Source organism: Sphingomonas sp. (genome assembly GCF_019746015.1).
Lineage (GTDB): Bacteria > Pseudomonadota > Alphaproteobacteria > Sphingomonadales > Sphingomonadaceae > Sphingomonas.
In genome coordinates this window covers 1-20,845 of record NZ_JAIESM010000068.1, presented here as the reverse complement: position 1 = coordinate 20,845, position 20,845 = coordinate 1, and the positions used below count along the sequence as shown (strand labels likewise).

Sequence of the window (20,845 nt, the reverse complement as noted above, 5' to 3'; positions counted from 1 at the left end):
GAGTTTTTCGCGCAGATTCACCAGCTGATCCATGGCGGGCGTGACCGGGCCGTGCGCGTGCCCGCCACCGTCGATGCCCTCGCCGCGCTCGCCCGGGGCGGCTGGATCGCCGAGGATGAGGCGCGTGACCTGAGCGCGGCCTATACGCTGTATCGCACCATCGAGCACCGCGTGCAGATGGTCGATGACCGGCAGACGCATCTGCTGCCCGCCGGCGCCGCGCTCGACGGGCTGGCGCAGCTGCACGGCATGGCCGACGGTGCCGCGCTGCTGGCGGCGCTCGCCCCGCATGTCGAGCGCACCTCCGCCATCTATCAGGGGCTGGAGCCGGAAGGGGAGCCGGGCCTGCCGCGCGAGAGCGCCAATCTGCAGGCGGCGCTGGGTGGCATGGGCTTTGCCGGCGAAGGCGCCGCGACCGCTGCCGCGCGGATCGAGCGATGGCGCGCCGGCACCTATCCCGCGCTGCGCAGCGCCGCCGCGCAGGAAGCGCTGGAGGCGGTGCTGCCCGGCCTGGCCCGCGCGCTGGGCGAGGCACCCGATCCGGCGGCGGCGATCCTGCGGCTGGACCATCTGCTCACTGGCCTGCCAAGTGCGCTCAATTTCTTCCGCCTGCTGGAGGCGCAGCCGGCGCTGGCGCGGCTGCTGGGCGCGATCCTGAGCCACGCGCCGCCGCTGGCCGAGGCGCTGGGCCGGCGCCCGGCGCTGTTCGACGCGCTGATCGATGCGACCGCGCTCGATCCGCCCGGCAGCGTCGACGAGTTGGTGTCCGAAATGACGCCGCGCGACGGCACGAGTTACGAGGGCGTGCTCGATCATGTGCGCCACATTGCGGGCGAGAAGCGCTTTGCGCTGGGGGTGCAGCTGATCGCGGCTACGGCGGACCCGTCCGCCGTGGGGGGCGGCTATGCGCGGGTGGCGGAAGCCGCGATCGAGGTGATGGCGCAGGCGGTGGAGCGCGATTTCGCCCGGCGCCACGGCCGCGTGCCCGACAGCGAGCTGGTGGTGCTGGCGCTGGGGCGGCTGGGCAGCAGCGAGCTGACCCATGCGTCGGACCTGGACCTGGTCTATCTGTTCACCGGCGATTACCGGGCCGAGTCCGATGGTGAAAAGCCATTGGCGGCAACGCTTTACTACAACAGGCTCGCACAACGTCTGACCGCCGGCCTGTCGGTGCCGACGCCGGCCGGGGCGCTTTACGAGATCGACACGCGGCTGCGGCCATCGGGCGGGGAGGGGCCGCTGGTCGTCTCGCTCGACGGCTTTGCCCGCTATCAGCGCGAACAGGCCTGGACCTGGGAGCATATGGCGCTGTGCCGCGCGCGGCCGGTGTTCGGCAGCCCGGCCGCCCGGGCATCGGTGGGCGCGATCATTGCGGACGTGCTGAACGGCGACCGCCCCGCGCGCGACATCGTGGCGGACGCAGCGGCGATGCGGCGCGAGATGGCAGCGCACAAGCCGCCGGCCGGGCCGCTCGACGTCAAGCTGCTGCCCGGCGGGCTCGTCGATCTGGAATTCACCGTGCACGCGCTGCAGCTGACGCACCGCACCGGCTTCGACCCGCGCCTGCCCCAGGCGATTGCCGCGCTGGCCGGGGCGGGGCTGGCGCCGGGCGACCTGCTCGACGCGCACCGCTTTCTCAAAAGGCTGTTGATCGTGACGCGGCTGGTCGCGCCCGATGGCCAGGTGCCGGGCGCGGCCACCCAGGCGCTGGTCGCGCGCGCGCTGGCGCTGGGGGGCTGGGCGGCGGTGATGGAGCGTCTCGACGCGACTCGCGCGACCGTGGCACAGGCATGGCACAACCTGACGGAAAGGACCAACCATGGCGCTTGAGGAAGGCGGAATGATCCCCGACATGGAGCTGACCGGCATCGACGGCCAGCCGCTGTCGCTGCGCAGCCATGTCGGCAAGCCGCTGGTGCTTTATTTCTATCCCAAGGACGACACGCCCGGCTGCACGCGCGAGGCACAGGATTTCAGCGCGCACGCCGCCGCCTTTGCCGCGATCGGCGTCAATCTTCTCGGCGTTTCTGCGGATTCACCCACCAAGCATAAGAAATTCATCGACAAATACTCACTCGCCATCCCGCTGGCCAGCGACGAAGGCAATGAAGTGATCGAGGCGTTCGGCGCCTGGGTGGAAAAATCGATGTACGGCAAGAAATATATGGGCATCGACCGTTCGACCTTCCTGTTCGATGCTGAGGGCAAGCTCGCGCGCGCCTGGCGCAAGGTAAGGGTGCCGGGGCATGCCGAAGAGGTGCTGGCGGCGGCCAAGGCGCTGTAGCCGCGCCTTGGCGCCTTTACCATCTGCTGGCGGGCGCCGTGCCGATTGAATCGACGCGGAGCCGAAAATCCGCGCAAAGCCATGGCCGATTCGCTTTTCGGGGGTTGGCAGCCGCACTGCCCAGTTAAGTATTTTGCCGGATAAACGACTCATCGTATGTTGGGTTCGGCCTGCCCCGCTGGCGGCCGCCGGCTATTGCCTGTCCGGGCCTTCCCCGTTCAAGAGACTCGAGTTCCTTCCACGCGTGGGGGCGTGATCGAAAATTGTTGGCTCGGGCGGGGCCAGTTGCAGAGAGCGCTGGGGTTGCATGATTTTGTTCAAGTCGCTTCGTTTTGCTGATCTGGCGCATCAGGTGAAGGGTCAGTTCAAGACCCGCGATTTCATCCTGCATGATGGCCACAGCCTGCGCCGGTTCAGCGTGGCAGGGCGCACGCAGGCGGCGCTGGCGATCGGCGCCGGGGTGACCCTGTGCTTCACCGCTTATGGCGCGACTCAGGCGGCGGCCTCCGCCGTTGCGCTGTCGGGCGTGCTGGGCGGGCCGCAGGGCGAGGCGGCAGCGCTCGCCCGGCTGCAGGGCGAAGTCGCCGCGATGCAGGCAAAGGTCGAAGCGATCAAGCACGCCGCCAAGGTGCATGCCGCCCGCGTCGAGCAACGCCAGGCGCTGATCGCCGCCGTCCTTTCCGGCGAGAGCAATGGCAAGCTCGCGCTCAACACCCCGCTCATCGACGCAAAGACCAATGCGGTCGCCGCCGATGTCGTCGCGCCGCTGACCAAGGTGGAGCGTGACCAGCTGGCGCTGGCCGTGCGCGCGCGGCTGGTGGCGGAGCGCCGCTATGCGCTCGCCGCCAATCATTTCCGCCGTCTGGGCATCGCGCCCGAGCGGTTCCAGGCGCGCGCCGGCGGCCAGGGTGGCCCCTATGAGCCCGTCACCGGGGTGCAGGCGGCAGAGGCCAATGCGGAGGCCGAGTTCCGCTCGCTCTTCATGACCTGGAAGAAGCTGGAAACGCTGGAGCAGGCGGTCATCGCCATTCCGGCGATGCAGCCGGTCGACAAGGTCAGCTTCACCAGCACCTTTGGCGTGCGCTCCGATCCGTTCCGCGGCACGCCGGCCATGCATGCCGGCGTCGATATTCCCGGCGCCCAGGGCACCCCGGTTTACGCGACCGCAGACGGCGTGATCGCGCGGGCCGAACGGTCGGGCGGCTATGGCAACATGGTGGAGATCAACCATGGCCGGGGCATCGCCACCCGCTATGGCCATCTGTCGAAGATCATGATCGCGCCCAACACCCGCGTCACCCGCGGGCAGCTGATCGGGCTGATGGGCTCCACCGGGCGCTCGACCGGCACGCACCTTCACTATGAAGTGCGCATCGACGGTCAGGCCGTCAACCCGATCCCCTTCCTGCAGACCAGCGACGTGCTGAAGGGCGCGACGCCGGTTGAGCATCCGCTGGTTGCGGGCGGTTCCGACGCCGCGAACTGACGCGCGGTTGCCACGCGACACCCGGCACCTTATTTTGTTTGCATGACCACAAGCCTTGCCCCTGTTTCGCTGTCGGACTCGGCCGCTGCCCGCGTGCGCTGGATCGCCGAGCGGCAGGGCAAGCCCGCGATCTTGCGTCTGTCGGTCGAAGGCGGCGGCTGTTCGGGCTTCCAGTATCGCTTTGGACTGGCCGATGCGGCCGAGGCGGACGACACTGTCGTCGAGAATGACGGTGCCACGCTGGTGGTCGACGCGATGAGCCTGGAGCTGATCAGCGGCGCCCGGGTCGATTTCGTCGAAAGCCTGGGCGGCACGGCATTCCGCGTTGAAAATCCGCAGGCGGCCTCTGGCTGTGGCTGCGGCGCCAGCTTCTCGGTCTGAGCGGCGCGCGGTTGAAAATCGTCAGCTACAACGTCAACGGCATCAAGGCGCGGCTGCCGCGTCTCGTCGAGTATCTGACCGAGCAGCAGCCCGACATTGTCTGCCTGCAGGAACTGAAATCGGCCGAGGACGGCCTGCCGCTGAAGGATATCGAGGCCGCCGGCTATCATGGCGTGTGGCACGGGCAGAAGGGCTTCAACGGCGTCGCCATTCTGGCGCGCGGCACCATGCCGGTCGAGCGGCAGCGCGGGCTGGGCGGCGAGCGGGAGGACGAGCATAGCCGCTATATCGAGGCAGCGGTGGGCGACATGATCGTCGCGTCAATCTATCTGCCCAACGGCAATCCGATCCCCGGCCCCAAATTCGACTATAAGCTGCGCTGGATCGACCGGCTGCGCGCCCGGGCGCGCGACCTGCTGGCCGAGGAGCGGCCGGTGGTGCTGGCGGGCGACTATAATGTCATCCCCAATGATGATGACACGTTCTCGGTCGCGGCTATGGCGGGCGACGCGCTGATGCAGCCCGAAAGCCGCGCCGGCTATCGCGCGCTCCTCGCGCAGGGGTGGACCGACGCGCTGCGCACACGTTTTCCGGCGGGCGGCATCTGGACCTTCTGGGATTATCAGGCGGGCGCGTGGCAGCGTGACGCAGGCTTCCGCATCGACCATCTGCTGCTCAGCCCGCAGGCGGCGGACCGCTTCGCCGATGCCGGCGTCGACAAGCTCTATCGCGGCCGCGACAAGGCCAGCGACCATGCACCGACCTGGGTGACCTTGCGCGCCTGACCGGCAGACGCCGTTCGCGTATTGTTGGTGTAACACACCAAGGTTTGGTGGTTCGTACCGCGTGGTGGTGGTGGGCTTCCTCAACAAAATCAACTTAAATCAATAATCTAGTTGATTGGCACGGCAGTTGCTTTTTCTCCGGCGTGGCCGATGGGGCCATGTTTTTTTTGGAGGAGAAGCATGCACAAAGTGATGATGTTGGCCGCCGCCGCACTGACCGCCGCCGCCACCCCCGCGTTGGCAATCGACGCGCCCCGGCTGAGCCAGGCCGATCTGCGCGCGGCGCAGCCCGCGTCGGGCTCCGGCACGCCGCGCTATTGCCTGGCCGCGCGCGCTGCCGGCGAGACCGAAGTGACGGCGATCTGCGCCACCCGCGCCGAATGGCGTGAACGCGGCGTCATCCTGTCAGCCGGGCGTCTTCAGGGCGCAAAATAGTCCACGCGCCCGCCCCCGAACGCCTTCAAACCCCAGGAGATTATCCATGCGTCTCAATCGTCTGACCGGCGCCGTGACCGCCGCCATCGCCTCTGGCCTGCTCGTTGCCGGCCTCAACCCCGCAAGCGCCGAGTCGCGGCCCGAGCAAGGCCGCACGGCCGAGCGTTCTGCCGACACGCAGGCCGCCGCCAAGCCGCGTGCGAGCGCCAAGCTCTATTGCGTCGTGGACAACATTACCGGCACCCGCATTCCGCAGAAGGTCTGCAAGACCAAGGCGGAATGGAGCAATCAGGGCGTCGAGATCGACGCCTGATGCGTGCGCGCATTCTCTCCCCTCCATCCCGGAGGGGAGAGAGCCAGCCGGCGCGATCACAGCGGCTTGGCGTAGATCTGGTAGATGCGGTTCACATGGCTGTCGATCGCGTCGGCGATGGCGTTCATGCCCTGATTGTCGTCAAGCACCCAGCCAATCTCACCGCGCGTGGCGCCATAATTGGCAACCGAATCGCGGCGGATATATTCGATCATCATGAAGGCCAGCTGGCTGGCCAGGCGTGACGCCTGCAGCCGCTTGACCACCCCCATCAGCGGCACGCGCATGGTGCGCACGTGCGGGCGGCGCAGCCACAGCAGGAGCTTCAGCCAGCCGAACGGAAACAGATTGCCGTTGAGCGGCTTGATCGCCTCGTTCAGGTCGGGCAGCGTGATCATGAACGCGACCGGCTCGCCGTCCAGCTCGGCAATGCGGATCAGGTCGTTGCGCACGATCGGCTTCAGCTTGACGCCGACATCGTCGATTTCGGGCTGGGTGAGGGGGACGAAGCCCCAATTGTCCGACCAGGCGTCGTTCAGGATGCCGAGGATGATCGCAGCTTCCTCCTCGAAGCGCGACTTGTCGACCTGGCGGATGCGGATGCGCGCATTCTTCTCGCCGGCGGCGACAATGCGCTGCACGATCGGCGGAAAATCCTTGGCGATGTTCAGTTCATAGGTCAGCAGCTGCTTGATCGGTGCATAGCCGGCGCCCTCCACCCAGCCCTGATAATGCGCGGCATGGTGCCCCATCATGATGACGGGGTCATGGTCATGCCCCTTGATCAGCAGGCCGGGCTCCTCCCAGATCGACATGCTGACCGGGCCGAGCGCGCGCGTCATGCCTTGCGCCCGCAACCACTCCTCCGCAGCAGCGATCAGTGCGTGGGCGGTTTCCTCATCCTCGGCATCCAGATGGCCCCAGAAGCCGGTGCCCGGGCCAAAGCCGCCCTCGGCCGGCATTTCCAGCGCCAGCGTGTCGATATGCGCGCAGATGCGGCCGACCAGCCGCCCGCCCTGTTCGGCCAGAAAGAATTCGGCCTTGGCATGGCTGAACCAGCCATTTTTCTCCGGCGTGATCAGCCCCAGCGCCTCGCTTTTCAGCGGCGGCACCCAGTGCGGATCGCCCGCGTTCAGCCGATAGGCGAGATCGACAAACGCCTTGCGGTCCCGCTTCGTGCGGACGGGGCGCAGCGTGCGCGCGGATGTGGCCAAGAAATGCCCCCAGAAAGATTGCTTGATTGATCCCTGTCATTCTGCGCCGCCGTGGCGCAAGTCAAGCAAGTGGCTTGCCACGCTGTGGCCATGATCGTTGGGCAGGGACCGTGCTGATATGGCAACCAATTTCTCATTCGCCCGCCAGAGCGCCAGCGCCCGGGCGGCGACAAGCGAGCCGAAGCTGCGCATCGCCGATGACATGGCGATGCTGCGCGCCGCGGCCGAGCTGACGCGCGATCTGCACGCGCCGCGCCCGGCAATCTATTGGGCGGACATGCTGGCATCGGCGCTGGTCGGCTGGGGCGCGCTGGCGCTGGCGATGACGGCGGGGCCGCTATGGCTGGCGCTGCTGGCCGGGTTGGTATCGGCGCTTGCGCTTTATCGCGCGGAAAGTTTCATCCACGAAATCAGCCACATCAAGCATTCGGCCGTGCCCGGTTTTCGCGCCGCATGGAATGTGCTGGTCGGCGTGCCGCTGCTGACGCCGTCGTTCATGTATGAAGGCGTGCACAACCAGCACCATGCCAAGACGCGCTATGGCACGGCGGACGATCCCGAATATCTGCCGCTGGCGCTGATGAAGCCGTGGACGCTGCCGGTGTTCATTCTGGCCGCGTTGTTCGCTCCGGTGGCGCTGCTGTTCCGCTATGCAGTGCTCGCGCCGCTGTCGCTGGTGGTGCCGGGTCTGCGCGCAGAAGTCGTGGCGCGGTTCTCGGCGCTGTCGATCAATCCCGTCTATCGCCGCCGCCCTGCGGAAGGGGAGGCGCTGGCGCTGTGGCAGCGGCTGGAGATTGTGACCAGCCTGTGGGCGATCACCGTCATCGCCCTGGTCGCGGGCGGCGTAGTGTCGCTGAAGGCGTTCCTCATCTTCATGGCGGTCGTCTCGCTGGTGGCTGTCGTCAACCAGACCCGCACGCTGGTGGCGCATCTGTGGGAGAATGAGGGCGAGCCGATGAGCGTGACCGCGCAGTATCTGGACAGCGTCAACGTGCCGCCGCCGGCAATGCTGCCGCTGCTGTGGGCGCCGGTGGGGCTGCGCTACCATGCGCTGCACCATCTGCTGCCCGGTGTGCCCTATCACGCGCTGGGCGAGGCGCACCGGCGCCTGTCCGCCGCGCTGGACGACGGCTCGGTCTATCACCGCGCCAGCTACAAGGGGTTGTTCGGGCTGGTCCGCCGGCTGGCGGCGCAGACGATGCGCTGAATGATGCCTTGGTTTCAGCGTAGCTGAAACGGCGCGGTGCCGGCCCGCTCCCCCTCCCGGCCACCCAAAGAATGCTGCCGATGGATGGCCGGGAGGGGGAGCGGGCCTGTGCCTTGAAAAACCCTATTCCTCGGTGCGGAACAGCACCAGTTCGCCGATCAGCAGGAACAGCACGAACGGCGCCCAGGCCGCGAGCAGCGGCGGGTAGACGTTCAGATTGCCCATCGCCAGCGCGAAATTGTCGGCCACGAAATAGGCAAAGCCCAGCGCCATGCCGATCACCGCGCGCACGAATAGCCGGCCGGAGCGGGCAATGCCAAACGCGGCCACCGCGCCCAGCAGCGGCATCAGCACGGCCGAGAGCGGCCCCGAAAGCTTGTGCCACAAATCGCCCTCCAGCGCCTTGGTCGGGCGGCCGGCGGCGCGCAGATCCTCGATCGCGTCGCGCAATGCGCCGAAGGACAGGCCGTCAGGCTCGACATTGCTGAGGCGGAACTGGTCCGGGCGCACGCCGCGCGCGACGATCGGCTGGCCGGCCGCGCGCTGGGTGCCGCTTGCCACCACGAACCGGGTCGCCTTGTCGAGCAGCCAGCCATCGCCCTGGCGCGTGCCGCTGGGCGCCTCGATGATGCTGGTCAGCTTGCCCGCCTCGCGCAGATAGATGGTCACGCCCGAAAGCCGTGCCGCCTCGCCCCGGCCGCTCATCCGCCGCGCCAGGATCAGGCTGTCGTCATGCCGCGCCCACACGTTCAGCCGGTCGCCATTGTCCACCGGCAGCACGCCATATTCCACCTTCTTCCACTGGGCGAGCGTGGCGCTGGCATTGGCGACGACATAATCGTTGAAGGCGAACGACAGCGCCGCCACCCCCAGCGCCGCCAGCATCAGCGGCGCCAGCACCTGATGCGCGGAAAGGCCGGCCGCCTTCATCGCGATCACCTCGCTGTTCTGGTTGAGCGTGGAGAGCGTGATGATGGTGCCGAGCAGCACCGAAAAGGGCAGGAAGCGCGCGATGATTTCGGGCGTGCGCAGGCCGACATAGCGCCAGATCTCCGCCTGGCCATTGCCGCGATAGGCCAGGATGGCGCCCGATTCGGTGAGCAGGTCGAGCGTCTGCAGCACCAGCACCAGCGCCGCCAGAATGACGAAGGTGCGCAGCACGAACATCCGCGCCATGTAGAGTGCGATCGCGCGCGACGGGAAGAAGTGCAGTGGCATCAGCCGGTTATCCCCGCACGGCGGCGGAACAGGCCGGACAGGCCCTTGGCCGCCTTGTCGAGCAGGCGTTCGAGCAGGCCGATCGGCTGGCCGCCGGGCACATAGGCAATGGTCCGATACATCCACAGCACGAGTGCTGCGAACAGCACGAACGGCCCCCACAGCGCCAGCGCCGGATCGACCCGGCCCAGCGAGCCGATCGACTGACCATATTCGTTGATCTTGTGATAGGTGACGATCATCACGATCGCCAGGAACACGCCCAGCGCCGAGGAGGATCGCTTCGGCGGCACCCCCAGCGCCACCGCCAGCAGCGGCAGCAGGAACATCGTCGCCACTTCCACCAGCCGGAAATGGAAGGCGGCGCGGCTGGTGTTGCGCAGTTCCGCGCTCGCGCTGGGGTCCGCGCCGATGCGCGCCAGTTCGGGCAGGCGCAGTTCCAGATTGCGCCCGCCGCGGTTGCGGAAATTTTCCGAGCGCGGCAGCGGGATGGGCAGGTCGTGCGAGGTGAAGGTCAGCACGCGCGGCGCGACAAAGCGCGGGTCGCTGTTCACCAGCGTGCCGTTGAACAGGCGGAAGATCACTTCGTCGGGATTGTCCGTGCCCAGAAACTGGCCGCGCTGGGCATTTACCGCGATCGACCCGCCATCGGCGGTATCCTTGTGCACGAAGATGCCGCGCAGCTGGCGCCCTTCGTCCTGGCTGGATTCGATCCGCACGGTCGCGCCATTGGGGAAGCTGGTGAAATCGCCCACCTTGATCGACGCGCCCAGCGCGCCGGTGCGCAGTTCATAGCGCAGCCGTTCATAGGCATAGCGCGCATCCGGCTGAATGAAGCCGACAATCGCCAGGTTCACCACCGCCAGCCCCAGCGCATAGAGATAGGGCACCAGCAGCATGCGGTTATAGCTGATGCCGACCGCGCGCAGCACGTCGAGCTCGGACGAGGTGGCCAGCCGCCGGAAGGCCAGCAAAATGCCCAGCATCAGCCCGATCGGAATGCCCAGCCCCAGATACTCGGGCAGCAGATTGGCGAGCATCTGCCACACCACGCTCACTGGTCCGCCCTCGGTCGCGACAAAGTCGAACAGCCGCAGCATGCGGTCGAGGACCAGCAGCATCGCCGAGATGATGAGCGTCGAAAACAGCGGAACGGCGATCAACCTGGCCAGATAACGGTCGAGCGATGTCACGAGGTTGAACGGCCCTGGCTAATGCGCGCCGGCCGGCTGGCCGGACGCTGGCGGGCCTATATCGGCGCGAAACGGCGCCGTCAGCAAGGAAATAGTGCGCTGTGCGCTTGCGCGGGCGCGTCAGCCGATCGCGCCCACCGCCCGCCCGGCCGCCTCGAACAGGCCGATCACGCGGGTCAGCTGTTCAGGCGTGTGTTCCGCGCACAGCGAGCAGCGCAGCAGGAAGGTGCCGGCCGGCGTCGCGGGCGGGCGCGCCATGTTGACGTAAACGCCCTGGTCAAGCAGCGCCTGCCACATGGCGACGGCCTGTTCCTGGTCGTTCAGGATGACCGCGATGATCGCCGATTGCGGCGTCGGCGTGCCCAGCCGGAAGCCCAGCGCGCTCAGCCCGCCATGCAGCATGCGGGCATTTTCCCACAGATGCTGGCGCTTGTTGTGCGCGTGCATCAGCTTGCGGATGGAGGTGGCGGCAGTTGCCACCACGCTGGGCGGCAGGCTGGCGGTGAAGATATAGGGGCGGCACGCCAGGCGGATCGCGTCGAACTTGGGGTGGTTCGATACGCAGAAGCCGCCCACCGTGCCGACCGATTTGGAAAAGGTGCCGACGATGAAGTCGACATCATCGGCAACGCCTGCGTCTTCATAAACGCCGCGGCCATGCGGGCCGAAAAAGCCCATAGAATGCGCTTCGTCCACCAGCACCATCGCACCGTGGCGCTTGGCGACGGCAACCATCTCCTTCAGCGGCGCGACATCGCCCAGCATCGAATAGACGCCTTCCAGCACCACCAGCTTGCCGGCATCGGCGGGCAGGCGGCCCAGCCGCTTGTCGAGATCCTCGACCGAATTGTGGCGGAAGCGGACGACCTCGGCATTGCCCATCGCGCAGCCGTCATAGATGGAGGCGTGGCTGTCCGCGTCGAGAATGATGTACTCGCCCTTGCCGACAAGCGTCGCCATCATCCCCAGATTGGCCTGATAGCCGGTGGAAAAGACGATCGCGCCACTGGTGCCGTAAAACTCGCGCAGTGCGGCCTCGGCCTCCATATGGTCGCGGAAAGTGCCGTTCAGCATGCGGCTGCCATTGGTGCCGGAGCCGAATTTTTCGAGCGCGTCCTTGCCGGCGGCGATCACGTCCGGGTCGAACGTCATCCCCATATAGTTATAGGTGCCGAGCAGGATGGTCTCGCGCCCCTTGATGACGGCGACGGTGGGCGATTTCACTTCGTCCATCACGATCGCGAACGGGTCCGTCACCCCGGCCGCCAGCAGCGCGGCACGCTCGGCGATCAGCCCGTCGAACTTGCTCATCAGGTCGGTTTCGGGAAGGACGGTGGCGGCGGCAGTGCTCATGTCAGGCGGCCTTCAGCTTGATCACCGCATCGACCAGCTGGCCGACATTCTCGATCTCGGCCTGCATGTTCATGGTGATGATGATGTCGAACTCGTCCTCGATATTGGCGACGAAATCCATGACGGTGAGCGAGTCCCACTCCAGATCATGCTGGAAGCTGGTCGCGTCGGACAGGGCGACGCCCTTCTTGTTGAACGGCGCGATCAGGCCGCTGACGGTATCGAATATCTGTGCGCGGTCGCTCAACGCCTGTTCCTTCCCACGGGTCGCGGTTCGCCCTGCCCGGCAATTGCGGCAGATTTTGGAAACGGCCTATAGCAGCCCCTGCGCGCGATACCACCGGGCAGTGGCGGCCAGGCCGTCGGGCGTCGGCTGCTGCGGCGTCCACAGCTCCGGCGGCGGCCGCCGGGCCGGGTCGATCACCCAATCGGGGTGCGCCATATAGCGCGCCCGGTCGGGGGTCAGCTTCGCGCGCGTGCCTCGCACGGCGCTGTCGGCGCGCGCGGCCAGCATCAGCAGCGCGGCCGGCAGCGACAGGCTGTGCACCCGTCGCCCCAGCGCCGCGCCGATCGCGCGGGCATAATCGCGGTGGCTCCAGCCGCTGGGCGTGCCGTCATCGGCTTCGTACAGGGCAGGGGGGCCATTGTCCGCGGCCAGCGCGAGCAGCAGGCGGGCAAGGTCAGCAACCGCAATCAGCGACACACGCCCCGGCGGCGGCAGCAGCGCGAGGCCATGCCGGGCGAGCCGATAGACGTCGAGCATTTCCAGGTCGCCCGGGCCATAGACCGCCGGCGGCCGCACGATCCGCCAGTCGAGCGGGGCGGCCATCACCAGCGCCTCGGCCTCCGCCTTGGTCGCGCCATAGAGCGACAGCGCCGGCGCCCGCGCGGCAAGCGAGGAGACATGGACGAAACGCGCCACGCCCGCGCGCCCGGCCGCGTCGATCATTGCCGCCGTCCCCGCCACATTGCCGGCGGCAAAGCCCGCGCGATCAGGCGCGTTCACCGTGCCGGCGACATGGATGACGGCGTCGGCACCGCGCACCAGATCGGCCAGGCTTTCGGGCCGGTCGAGCGCGCCGGCAATCCAGCTGACGCCGTCGCGCGGGGGCTGTGCCCGGCGGGTGAGTGCGCGCACTTCATGCCCGGCGGCAAGCGCGGCCTCGATCAACGCCGCGCCGACAAAGCCGGTGCCGCCGGTGATGGCCAGCATCATTGCCGTCGCCCCCGCAGGCTCACACCGGCGACCAGGGTTTCTGCTCGTCGCCCGGCGCCGGTTCGGCCGGCGGCAGGATCGCGGCGGCCAGCCGGTCGAGCACGGCCTCCAGTCCGGTGCCGGCCGCGCCCGAGAGCATCATCACCTCCGCCTTGGCCGCGCGCTTCAGCTTGGTGACGAGCTTCTTGGCATCAGCCGGGTCGATCGCGTCGACCTTGTTCAGCGCGATCACCTCGGGCTTGTCGTCCAGCCCCGCGCCATAGGCAGCGAGTTCCCCACGCACGATGCGATAGTTTTCCACAGGGTTATCCGCGGTTGCATCCACAAGGTGGAGCAACACCCGGCACCGCTCGATATGGCCCAGGAAACGGTCGCCGATGCCCGCCCCGTCGGCCGCGCCCTCGATCAGCCCGGGAATGTCGGCCACCACGAACTCGCGGCCCTGATGGCGCACCACGCCCAGCTGGGGGCGGGTGGTGGTGAATGGGTAATCGCCCACCTTGGCCTTGGCGTTGGTCACCGCGTTGATGAAGGTCGACTTGCCGGCATTGGGCAGGCCCACCAGCCCGCAATCGGCCAGCAGCTTCAGCCGAAGCCACACCCACATTTCCTCCCCCGGCCAGCCGGTGCCATGCTGGCGCGGCGCGCGGTTGGTGGAGCTTTTGTAGCTGGCATTGCCGCGCCCGCCATCGCCGCCGCGCAGGAACACGTGCCGTTCGCCGGGCACGGTGAAGTCGGCCAACACCTGTTCGCGGTCGTCGCTCAACACCTGTGTACCCACCGGTACCCGGATGACCAGATCGTCGCCGCCCGCGCCGGTGCGGTTGGAGCCGGCGCCGCCCTTGCCGCGCGGGGCGCGGAAATGCTGGGTGTAGCGGAAATCGATGAGGGTATTGAGCCCGGCCACCGCCTCAAACACGATGTCGCCGCCCTTGCCGCCATCGCCGCCATCGGGGCCGCCATATTCGATGAATTTTTCGCGGCGAAAGCTCACCGCGCCGGGGCCGCCGGCGCCCGATCGCACGAAGATTTTCGCCTGGTCCAGAAAGTGCATCGCTGGCCCTTTAGCGAAAACTGCCGATTTGGCTAGGGCAGCGGCCCTTCCAGCTCGCGCTGGGCACTGATCAGCAGCCGCACCGCGGTTTCTCGCGCTGCCCCGCGCGGCAGCTGCAGCGCCTTGGCCATGGGCGCACCGAGCAGCGCATCGCCCAGCGCCATCAGCACCAGCGTTAGCGTTTCCTCGCGCAGCGTGTCGGAATCGAAATCATGCTTGGCGACCAGCCGGTCGACCAGGCCGTGGATCGCCTCCAGGATCGGGTCGAGCGCATCGTCATTGCCCGACAGGATCATCCAGCTGGCCAGCGCCGCCGCGCCGCCAGTGTCGAACGCGTCGAAGGTCAGGTTGACCACCTCGCGCGGATCATGGTCGGTGGCATGCGCGCGGTCGACCGCATCGGCGATGGTGGCGACGATGTCCTCCGCCAGATCGGCCATCAGCGCCTTTTGCAGCCCGGCGGCCGAGCCGAAATGGTGGAGCAGATTGGCATGGGTGCGCCCGATCCGGCCGGCGACCGCCTTCAGCGTCACCGCCTGCGGGCCGGCTTCGAGCAGCAGGGCGCGGGCGGCATCGAGCGCGATGTCGCGCGATTCGGCGGGGGAGAGGCGGCGGCGTGCTATTGACATCACTGTAAGTAACAATTATCCGATGGAAGATCGTTGGCAATAGCAAGCTTTCGGAGATTTTTGTGGCACAGGCAACTCCTGCCGATCTGACCATCACGCCGCGCGACCGCCGCTTCGGGCGTGGTGCGGCAATCCGGCGCTGGTGGCTGAACGACGATCCCTTCGCCACTGCCTTCTACAATGCGCTGTCGGTCACCTTTCCCAAGGGCGAGGGCTTCTTCATCGACAGCGTGCGCCAGTTCCGCGACGGCACGTCGCCGCAACTGGCCGCCGAGATTCAGGCGTTCATCAAGCAGGAGGTGATCCACACCCGCGAGCATGTGGCGTTCAACCGCCATGTGACCGACCAGGGCTATGACGTGTCGCGGCTGGAAAAGCATGTCGATGACGCGCTTGCCATTGCCCGGGGCCGGCCGGCAATCGCCAGCCTGGCGGCAACGATGGCGCTGGAGCATTTCACCGCGATTATTGCGCATGAACTGCTGTCCAACCCGCGCCATCTGGCCGGGGGCGATCCCGAAGCGGCGGCGCTGTGGCGCTGGCATGCGGCCGAGGAAATCGAGCACAAGGGCGTGGCTTACGACACCTGGCGCCATGCGACCCGCGACTGGCCGCGCCGCCGGCGCTGGATCGTCAAGTCGCTGACGATGCTGATCACCACTTGGCGGTTTTTCCACGGCCGCGCGCTGGGCATGGCCGAATTGCTGCGGCAGGACGGCATCACCGGCCCGCGCGCCTGGTGGGGCATTATGCGCTATGCGTTCTTCTCGCCGGGCATGGCGCGCAAGATTCTGGGCGCGTGGGCCAGCTATTTCCTGCCCGATTTCCACCCGTGGAACCATGACGACCGCGCGCTGATCGCACGGTTCGAAAGCGAGTATCAGGCCGCCGTGCTGCCCCCGGTTCCGGTCGCCGCGTAAGCCTTCCAAACAAGACGGGCCGGCCCGGTGATCCCGGACCGGCCCGTTTGCTTATCGCGCGAAGTGTCAGCCGCCGATTGCCGGCGCCTGTTGCGCGGCCGGCTGCGACCGCTTCTTTTCCGGCGCGATGGTGATGTTGACGGTCTGGCCCGAATTGCCGGGGAAGCCGGTGAACATCGCCTGGATCAGGTTGGGCACCAGATAGGGCAGATTGTCGTTGCGGGAGAGCGCGCGGGCATTGCCCTCGAACACGCGCTGGCCATTGTCGGCGCGGTCGATCTCCAGCGCGAGCTCGCTGTTATAGACGGTGTAGCTGCGCACGTCCGAATAGCCGCCAAAGCCACCAAAGCCGCCCCAGCCTCCCCACAGGAACGGGTCGTTGAAGCCATAGACAAAGGCGCCACGGCCGCCAAAGCCCGGCCCCCAAGGACCAAAGCCGCCCCAGCCGCCACCCCAGCCAAGGCCGGGCGAGGTCACGATCTTTTCACGGCCGCCGTCAACGCGGTAGCGCATCCGCACGATCAGTTGCGCGGTCGCCGGGTCGGAGGCCGGGCGATAGCCCTGGCGCACCATTTCGCTGGCCAGGACATTGGCATATTGCTGGAACTCCAGCCCGCCCTGCACCGACGGATCGGCCGACTGCACAAAGAATGTCTGCCCGGCCGTGGGCGGCAGTTGCTGGAAGCGCGCGACACGGGCACGGAACGGCTCGGCACAGCCGGCAACGGCGAGCGCCAGACCCACAGCGAGAACAACCTTCTTCATTGCAATCGACCTCTTCGATACGGGCGACGCCATGCCGCCCGGTGACGGCAATGACTGTGCCGCGCCCGAACTGAATAGCGGTTGAACGCCAACGGGGTAAGAGGAGATTTCGTCAGCGCTGCAGGCCAAGCGCGGCATAGGCGGCGGCAAGCGTTGGTGCGGCAACCGCAGCGGCACGGGCGGCGCCGTCGGCCAGGATGCGGTCCAGCGCTGTGTGATCGTCCTTCAGCGCGCGATACCGCTCCGAAATCGGGGCGAGCATCGCCACCAGCCGCTCGGCGAGCGCCGGCTTGAACGCGCCAAAGCCCTTGCCGCCGAATTCGGCCAGCACATCGGCCGCGCTGCAATCGGTCGCGGCGGCATAGATGGTGACGAGGTTCAGTGCCTCCGGCCGGCCGGCCAGGCCGGCGGGTTCGCCGGGCAGCACATCGGCGTCGGTCTTTGCCTTCTTCACCTTCCCAAGGATCGCATCGGCATCGTCGGCCAGGTTGATGCGGCTCATGTCGCTGGGGTCGGATTTCGACATCTTGGCCTGCCCGTCGCGCAGGCTCATGATCCGCGCCGCGGCCGGGGGAATGATCGGCTCAGGGAGCGCAAAGGTCTCGGTCCCGGTATCGGTGTTGAACTTCACCGCAATGTCGCGCGCCAGTTCCAGATGCTGTTTCTGGTCCTCGCCCACCGGCACATGGCTGGCCTGGTAGAGGAGGACATCGGCCGCCTGCAGCACGGGATAGTCGAACAGGGCAACGCTTGCCCCTTCGCGGTTCTTGCCGGCCTTGTCCTTCCACTGCGTCATGCGGTTCAGCCAGCCCATCCGGGCGGTGCCGTTCAGCAGCCAGCACAGCTCGGCATGGGCGGGAACCCGGGCCTGGTTGAACAGGATCGAGCGGCTGCTGTCGATGCCGCAGGCGACCAGCGCCGCCGTCATCGTGCGCAGCCCGTCGCGCCGGGTGTCGGCGGCCATATGGTCCGACAGCGAATGGAGGTCAGCCAGGAAGAACAGGCATTCGCCGCCGCCCCGGGCGACATCGTCCTGCATCCGCACCCAGTTGCGGATCGCGCCGAGATAATTGCCGAGGTGGAGGTTGCCGGTGGGCTGAATGCCGGAGACGACGCGCATGTTGTTCCTGCCAGATAGAGTGTTTGATTTACACCGAGAACGGCGTTTTTGCTAAGTAGACACCTGTTGGAAAGGGCGGCGTCACCGGCGCAGGCTTTTCAGGTCTCGCAGCGAGAAGGCCCGCACCGCCAGCGCGGCTGCGCCATAAAGCACCATGCCCGCCGCCACCAGCACCCCCATCGCCCCCCAGCGTATCAGCGCCGGCCCGGTGGTATAGGGCATCAGCCAGGCATTGAGCGGCCACAGCACCGCCCCCATCGCCAGCGCCGCCAGTGCCAGCCGCCACACCCGCCGCTTCAGCTGCGCGTCGGCCACGAAATGGCCGCGCTTGCGCAGCGTTGCGTAGAGCAGCCAGACATTGGCCGTGCTCGACAAGGCGGTGGCCAGCGGCGGCCCCATATGGCGCAGCGGCACGATGAGCGCGAGGTTGAAGGCGATGTTCAGCCCGATCGACCAGGTCGCAAAGCGCACCGGGGTGGCGGTGTCGTGCCGCGCATAATAGCCGGGGGTGAGCACCTTCACCAGGATGTAGCTGGGCAGGCCGACCGAAAACGCCGCCAGCGCCTGTGCGGTCGCCACCGTGTCTGCGGGCGTGAACTTGCCATGCTGATAGAGCGCGGCCGCAATCGGCACGCCGCACACGATGAGCGCCACCGTCGCCGGCAGGGTGAGCAGCAGCGCCAGTTCCAGCGCGCGGTTCTGCGTCGCCATCGCCGCATCCGCATTGCCGCCGCCCAGCTGGCGCGAGAGCGTGGGGAGCAGCACCGTGCCCAGCCCGATGCCCACCAGCCCCAGCGGCAACTGGTTCAGCCGGTCCGCCAGATAGATATAGGTGACCGAGCCCGACGCGAGCAGGCTGGCGGCGAGCGCCGTTGAGATCACCAGGTTGATCTGCACCGCGCCCGCGCCGGCGGCGGCCGGGCCGATCAGCGCGAGCAGCCTCTTCACCTCCGGCGTCCAGCGCGGCCAGCGCAGCCGCAGCAGCACGCCGCTGCGCCAGCAGGCCCAGCCGAGCCACGCCAGCTGCAACGCGCCCGAGACCGAGACGGCAATCGCCTGATTGCGCGCGGTGATGAGCGGATCGCGGTCATGAAACAGCAGCAGCGCGGCGATGAGCGTGAGGTTGAGCAGAATGGGCGCGGCCGCATTCACCCAGAATTTCTGCAGCGAATTGAGGATGCCGCCGAGCAGCGACACCAGCGAGATGAGCAGCAGATAGGGGAGCGTATAGCGCGACAGCGTGACCGCGAAATCGAACTGCGCCGCGCTCGCCCCGCTGAACCCGCCGGACAGCGCCCAGGTGACCGGCCAGGCCAGCAGCTCCAGCAGCAGCAGCATCGCCAGCAGCACCGGCAGCAGCACCGACAGCGCATCCTCGGCAAAGGCAAGGCCCGCCTTCAGCCCGCCGCCCTCCTCCGCCACGCGCTTGTTGAACATGGGGATGAAGGCGGCGCTGAACGCCCCTTCGGCAAACAGCGCGCGGAACATGTTGGGCAGGCGGAACGCGATCAGGAACGCGTCCGACGCGAAGCCTGCGCCCACGAAGCGCGCGAACAGCGAGTCGCGCACCAGCCCCAGCACCCGGCTGGCAAGCGTGAGCCCGCCGACCGAGCCAAGCGCGCGGGCAAGGTTCATGCCGCTTCCCCTGATGGCATTGCGACGATCCACCTTTTTAAGTCGGCCCGGACTTGATCCGGGCCTAGGCTTCTTTCTGTCAGGGATCGCCAAAGGCAGCCCCGGCCCGGATCAAGTCCGGGCCGACGACGTATAGCGCCGGATCAATCGACGACCACCCCGTGCCGGGTCGTGTGGACCCATTGTGATCAGGCGTTGCCGATCGGCTGGCCGTCTTCGCCCTGCGCCTGGATCTGCTGCATGTAGAGCGCGGCGAAATCGATGGGGTCGAGCATCAGCGGCGGATAGCCACCGTCGCGCACCGCATCCGCAATCACGCGGCGGGCAAAGGGGAAGACCAGCCGGGGCGCTTCGCCCAGCATGAACGGCTGGAGATGCTCGGCCGGCACGTTCTGGATCGCGAACAGCCCGCCATAGGACAGATCGACGACATAGGCGACCTGACCCTCGACCGTGGCCTTCACTTCGATCTTCAGCACCATTTCGTGCACTTCATCGCCCAGCTGGGCAGCGCCGATGTTGAACTGAACGTCGATCTGGGGCTGGCCCTGCAGCTGGAAAATGCCCGGCGCGCCCGGATTTTCGAACGACAGATCCTTCACATATTGCGAGATCAGGCCCACCGTGGGCTGGCCGTTCGCGGTGCCGTTTGCGGCGGTCCCCGCCAGATCCTGTTCACTCATGCCAAAAACCTTTTTCTTGAAAAACGGGCGGTTCATCGCCCAAGTGGAAGGCCGCCTAGCAGGGGCGCCGGGCGGTTTCAACGCCGGCTGCCCGAATTGGCCAAACGCCAGTTTGAATTGGGCGCCGCTTGCGCCTATGTTAGCAGGCCGCAGGTTGTCGGAGGGTCAGTGCTCTACCTCGTTCTTCTCGCCATGATCGCCGGTTTCCTGGCGCTTCAGCTATACCGGGTGCTGGGCAAGCGGACGGGCCATGAGCCGCTGCCCCGGCCGGCGGAAGAGCGCATGCCGATGCCGCCGCTGCCGCGCACGGTGGAGCCGGCGGCGGAGCCGCGCGACACCGGCCCGCGCGCGTTCGACAGCGGCGCCGAACAGGGCCTGCGCGCGATCGTCTCGGCCGACCCCGGCTTCGACGTGGCGCGCTTCGTCGATGGCGCCAAGGTTGCGTACAAGATGATCATCGAGGCGTTCTGGAAGGGCGACGCCGAAACGCTGGCCTGGCTGTGCGAGGACGGCGTGCGCGAGAGCTTTGCCGCCGCGATTGCCGAGCGCGAGGAAGCCGGCCATGTGCTCGATAACCGGCTCGTCTCGATCGAGCGCGCGCAGATTGTTGAGGCGCGCGTCGACGGGCGTGTGGCGCGGATCACCGTGCGGATCGACGCCGATATTGCCGCCGTCACCCGCGACCGCGACGGCGCGGTGGTGGCCGGCTCGCTTACCGACGCGGTCACTTCGCACGAGCTGTGGACCTTCACGCGCACGCTGAAAAGCGGCGACCAGAACTGGAAACTCGCCGAAACCGACGACGCCTGAGCCGGTGATGCGCGCCCGGGGGACAGTCTTTGGCCTGGCGCTGATCGCCACGCTTGGCGCCTGTGCGGGGCCCGAAGTGCGGCCCGCCACCACCCGCCCGCCCGCGCGCCCCGCCGCCCGGCCGCCGGCGCGCACGGTGGCGCC

General features: G+C 67.5%; 22 protein-coding genes. 10 read left to right on the top strand and 12 right to left on the bottom strand.

Annotated features, from left to right (window positions below; all coding sequences use genetic code 11):
• From K2Y03_RS09925 to K2Y03_RS09895, 7 genes are all read left to right on the top strand, one after another.
• Nucleotides 1-1,830, top strand: a 1,830-nt coding sequence (locus K2Y03_RS09925) for a glutamine-synthetase adenylyltransferase (protein ID WP_294090458.1), incomplete at its 5' end; no start/stop codon positions are given.
• Entirely contained in the window at nucleotides 1,820-2,284 is a 465-nt protein-coding gene (locus K2Y03_RS09920; protein WP_294090457.1) for a peroxiredoxin, read from the top strand. The genes K2Y03_RS09925 and K2Y03_RS09920, both read left to right, overlap by 11 nt.
• A gap of 307 nt (nucleotides 2,285-2,591) precedes the next feature.
• Nucleotides 2,592-3,770, top strand: a complete 1,179-nt coding sequence (locus tag K2Y03_RS09915; protein ID WP_294090456.1) for a M23 family metallopeptidase — start codon at nucleotides 2,592-2,594, stop codon at nucleotides 3,768-3,770.
• Nucleotides 3,771-3,812: 42 nt separating this feature from the next.
• A complete protein-coding gene (gene erpA, locus K2Y03_RS09910) occupies nucleotides 3,813-4,151 on the top strand; it encodes an iron-sulfur cluster insertion protein ErpA (RefSeq protein ID WP_294090455.1) in 339 nt (112 codons plus the stop codon).
• A gap of 11 nt (nucleotides 4,152-4,162) precedes the next feature.
• A complete protein-coding gene (gene xth / locus K2Y03_RS09905; protein ID WP_294090454.1) occupies nucleotides 4,163-4,936 on the top strand; it encodes an exodeoxyribonuclease III in 774 nt (257 codons plus the stop codon).
• Nucleotides 4,937-5,116: 180 nt separating this feature from the next.
• Entirely contained in the window at nucleotides 5,117-5,371 is a 255-nt protein-coding gene (locus K2Y03_RS09900; protein WP_294090453.1) for a hypothetical protein, read from the top strand.
• Between the two features lie 46 nt (nucleotides 5,372-5,417).
• Nucleotides 5,418-5,684 (top strand): hypothetical protein, encoded by a 267-nt coding sequence (locus tag K2Y03_RS09895; protein ID WP_294090452.1) that lies wholly within the window; start codon nucleotides 5,418-5,420, stop codon nucleotides 5,682-5,684.
• Between the two features lie 56 nt (nucleotides 5,685-5,740).
• Here K2Y03_RS09895 and K2Y03_RS09890 read toward each other — a convergent pair whose 3' ends face one another.
• Entirely contained in the window at nucleotides 5,741-6,898 is a 1,158-nt protein-coding gene (locus K2Y03_RS09890) for an N-acetyltransferase (protein WP_294090451.1), read from the bottom strand.
• A 118-nt stretch (nucleotides 6,899-7,016) separates the two neighbouring features.
• Here K2Y03_RS09890 and K2Y03_RS09885 point away from each other — a divergent pair, with 118 nt between their 5' ends.
• Entirely contained in the window at nucleotides 7,017-8,105 is a 1,089-nt protein-coding gene (locus tag K2Y03_RS09885) for a fatty acid desaturase (protein WP_294090450.1), read from the top strand.
• Nucleotides 8,106-8,228: 123 nt separating this feature from the next.
• On the opposite strand, the gene lptG is transcribed toward K2Y03_RS09885, so the two are convergent.
• The 7 genes from lptG to K2Y03_RS09850 all read right to left on the bottom strand — a co-directional run bounded on the left by lptG (nucleotide 8,229) and on the right by K2Y03_RS09850 (nucleotide 14,768).
• Complete coding sequence (gene lptG, locus K2Y03_RS09880; RefSeq protein ID WP_294090449.1) at nucleotides 8,229-9,323, bottom strand: LPS export ABC transporter permease LptG; 1,095 nt, start codon at nucleotides 9,321-9,323, stop codon at nucleotides 8,229-8,231.
• Nucleotides 9,323-10,516, bottom strand: a complete 1,194-nt coding sequence (lptF, locus tag K2Y03_RS09875; RefSeq protein ID WP_294090448.1) for an LPS export ABC transporter permease LptF — start codon at nucleotides 10,514-10,516, stop codon at nucleotides 9,323-9,325. The genes lptG and lptF overlap by 1 nt, the downstream gene beginning before the upstream one ends.
• 120 nt (nucleotides 10,517-10,636) lie before the next feature.
• Nucleotides 10,637-11,869, bottom strand: coding sequence for an aminotransferase class I/II-fold pyridoxal phosphate-dependent enzyme (locus K2Y03_RS09870; protein WP_294090447.1), 1,233 nt, complete (start codon nucleotides 11,867-11,869; stop codon nucleotides 10,637-10,639).
• 1 nt (nucleotide 11,870) lies between these two features.
• Complete coding sequence (locus tag K2Y03_RS09865; RefSeq protein ID WP_294090446.1) at nucleotides 11,871-12,116, bottom strand: acyl carrier protein; 246 nt, start codon at nucleotides 12,114-12,116, stop codon at nucleotides 11,871-11,873.
• A gap of 66 nt (nucleotides 12,117-12,182) precedes the next feature.
• Nucleotides 12,183-13,085 (bottom strand): NAD(P)-dependent oxidoreductase, encoded by a 903-nt coding sequence (locus K2Y03_RS09860; RefSeq protein WP_294090445.1) that lies wholly within the window; start codon nucleotides 13,083-13,085, stop codon nucleotides 12,183-12,185.
• A gap of 19 nt (nucleotides 13,086-13,104) precedes the next feature.
• The gene (gene obgE, locus K2Y03_RS09855; RefSeq protein WP_294090444.1) at nucleotides 13,105-14,139 is read right to left on the bottom strand and encodes a GTPase ObgE; all 1,035 of its coding nucleotides are present in this window, start codon (nucleotides 14,137-14,139) and stop codon (nucleotides 13,105-13,107) included.
• A 32-nt stretch (nucleotides 14,140-14,171) separates the two neighbouring features.
• Nucleotides 14,172-14,768, bottom strand: a complete 597-nt coding sequence (locus K2Y03_RS09850) for a TetR family transcriptional regulator (protein ID WP_294090459.1) — start codon at nucleotides 14,766-14,768, stop codon at nucleotides 14,172-14,174.
• A gap of 62 nt (nucleotides 14,769-14,830) precedes the next feature.
• Here K2Y03_RS09850 and K2Y03_RS09845 point away from each other — a divergent pair, with 62 nt between their 5' ends.
• On the top strand, nucleotides 14,831-15,688 hold the full coding sequence (locus K2Y03_RS09845) for a metal-dependent hydrolase (RefSeq protein WP_294090443.1): 858 nt from the start codon (nucleotides 14,831-14,833) through the stop codon (nucleotides 15,686-15,688).
• A 66-nt stretch (nucleotides 15,689-15,754) separates the two neighbouring features.
• Here the strand turns inward: K2Y03_RS09845 and K2Y03_RS09840 are convergent, their stop codons facing one another.
• From K2Y03_RS09840 to secB, 4 genes are all read right to left on the bottom strand, one after another.
• The gene (locus tag K2Y03_RS09840) at nucleotides 15,755-16,453 is read right to left on the bottom strand and encodes a DUF4136 domain-containing protein (RefSeq protein ID WP_294090442.1); all 699 of its coding nucleotides are present in this window, start codon (nucleotides 16,451-16,453) and stop codon (nucleotides 15,755-15,757) included.
• Nucleotides 16,454-16,565: 112 nt separating this feature from the next.
• The gene (gene trpS / locus K2Y03_RS09835) at nucleotides 16,566-17,573 is read right to left on the bottom strand and encodes a tryptophan--tRNA ligase (protein WP_294090441.1); all 1,008 of its coding nucleotides are present in this window, start codon (nucleotides 17,571-17,573) and stop codon (nucleotides 16,566-16,568) included.
• 81 nt (nucleotides 17,574-17,654) lie between these two features.
• Complete coding sequence (murJ, locus tag K2Y03_RS09830) at nucleotides 17,655-19,208, bottom strand: murein biosynthesis integral membrane protein MurJ (RefSeq protein ID WP_294090440.1); 1,554 nt, start codon at nucleotides 19,206-19,208, stop codon at nucleotides 17,655-17,657.
• A 188-nt stretch (nucleotides 19,209-19,396) separates the two neighbouring features.
• Complete coding sequence (gene secB, locus K2Y03_RS09825; protein WP_294090438.1) at nucleotides 19,397-19,891, bottom strand: protein-export chaperone SecB; 495 nt, start codon at nucleotides 19,889-19,891, stop codon at nucleotides 19,397-19,399.
• Between the two features lie 168 nt (nucleotides 19,892-20,059).
• Here secB and K2Y03_RS09820 point away from each other — a divergent pair, with 168 nt between their 5' ends.
• On the top strand, nucleotides 20,060-20,701 hold the full coding sequence (locus K2Y03_RS09820; RefSeq protein WP_294090437.1) for a Tim44/TimA family putative adaptor protein: 642 nt from the start codon (nucleotides 20,060-20,062) through the stop codon (nucleotides 20,699-20,701).
• Nucleotides 20,702-20,845 lie beyond the last annotated feature (144 nt).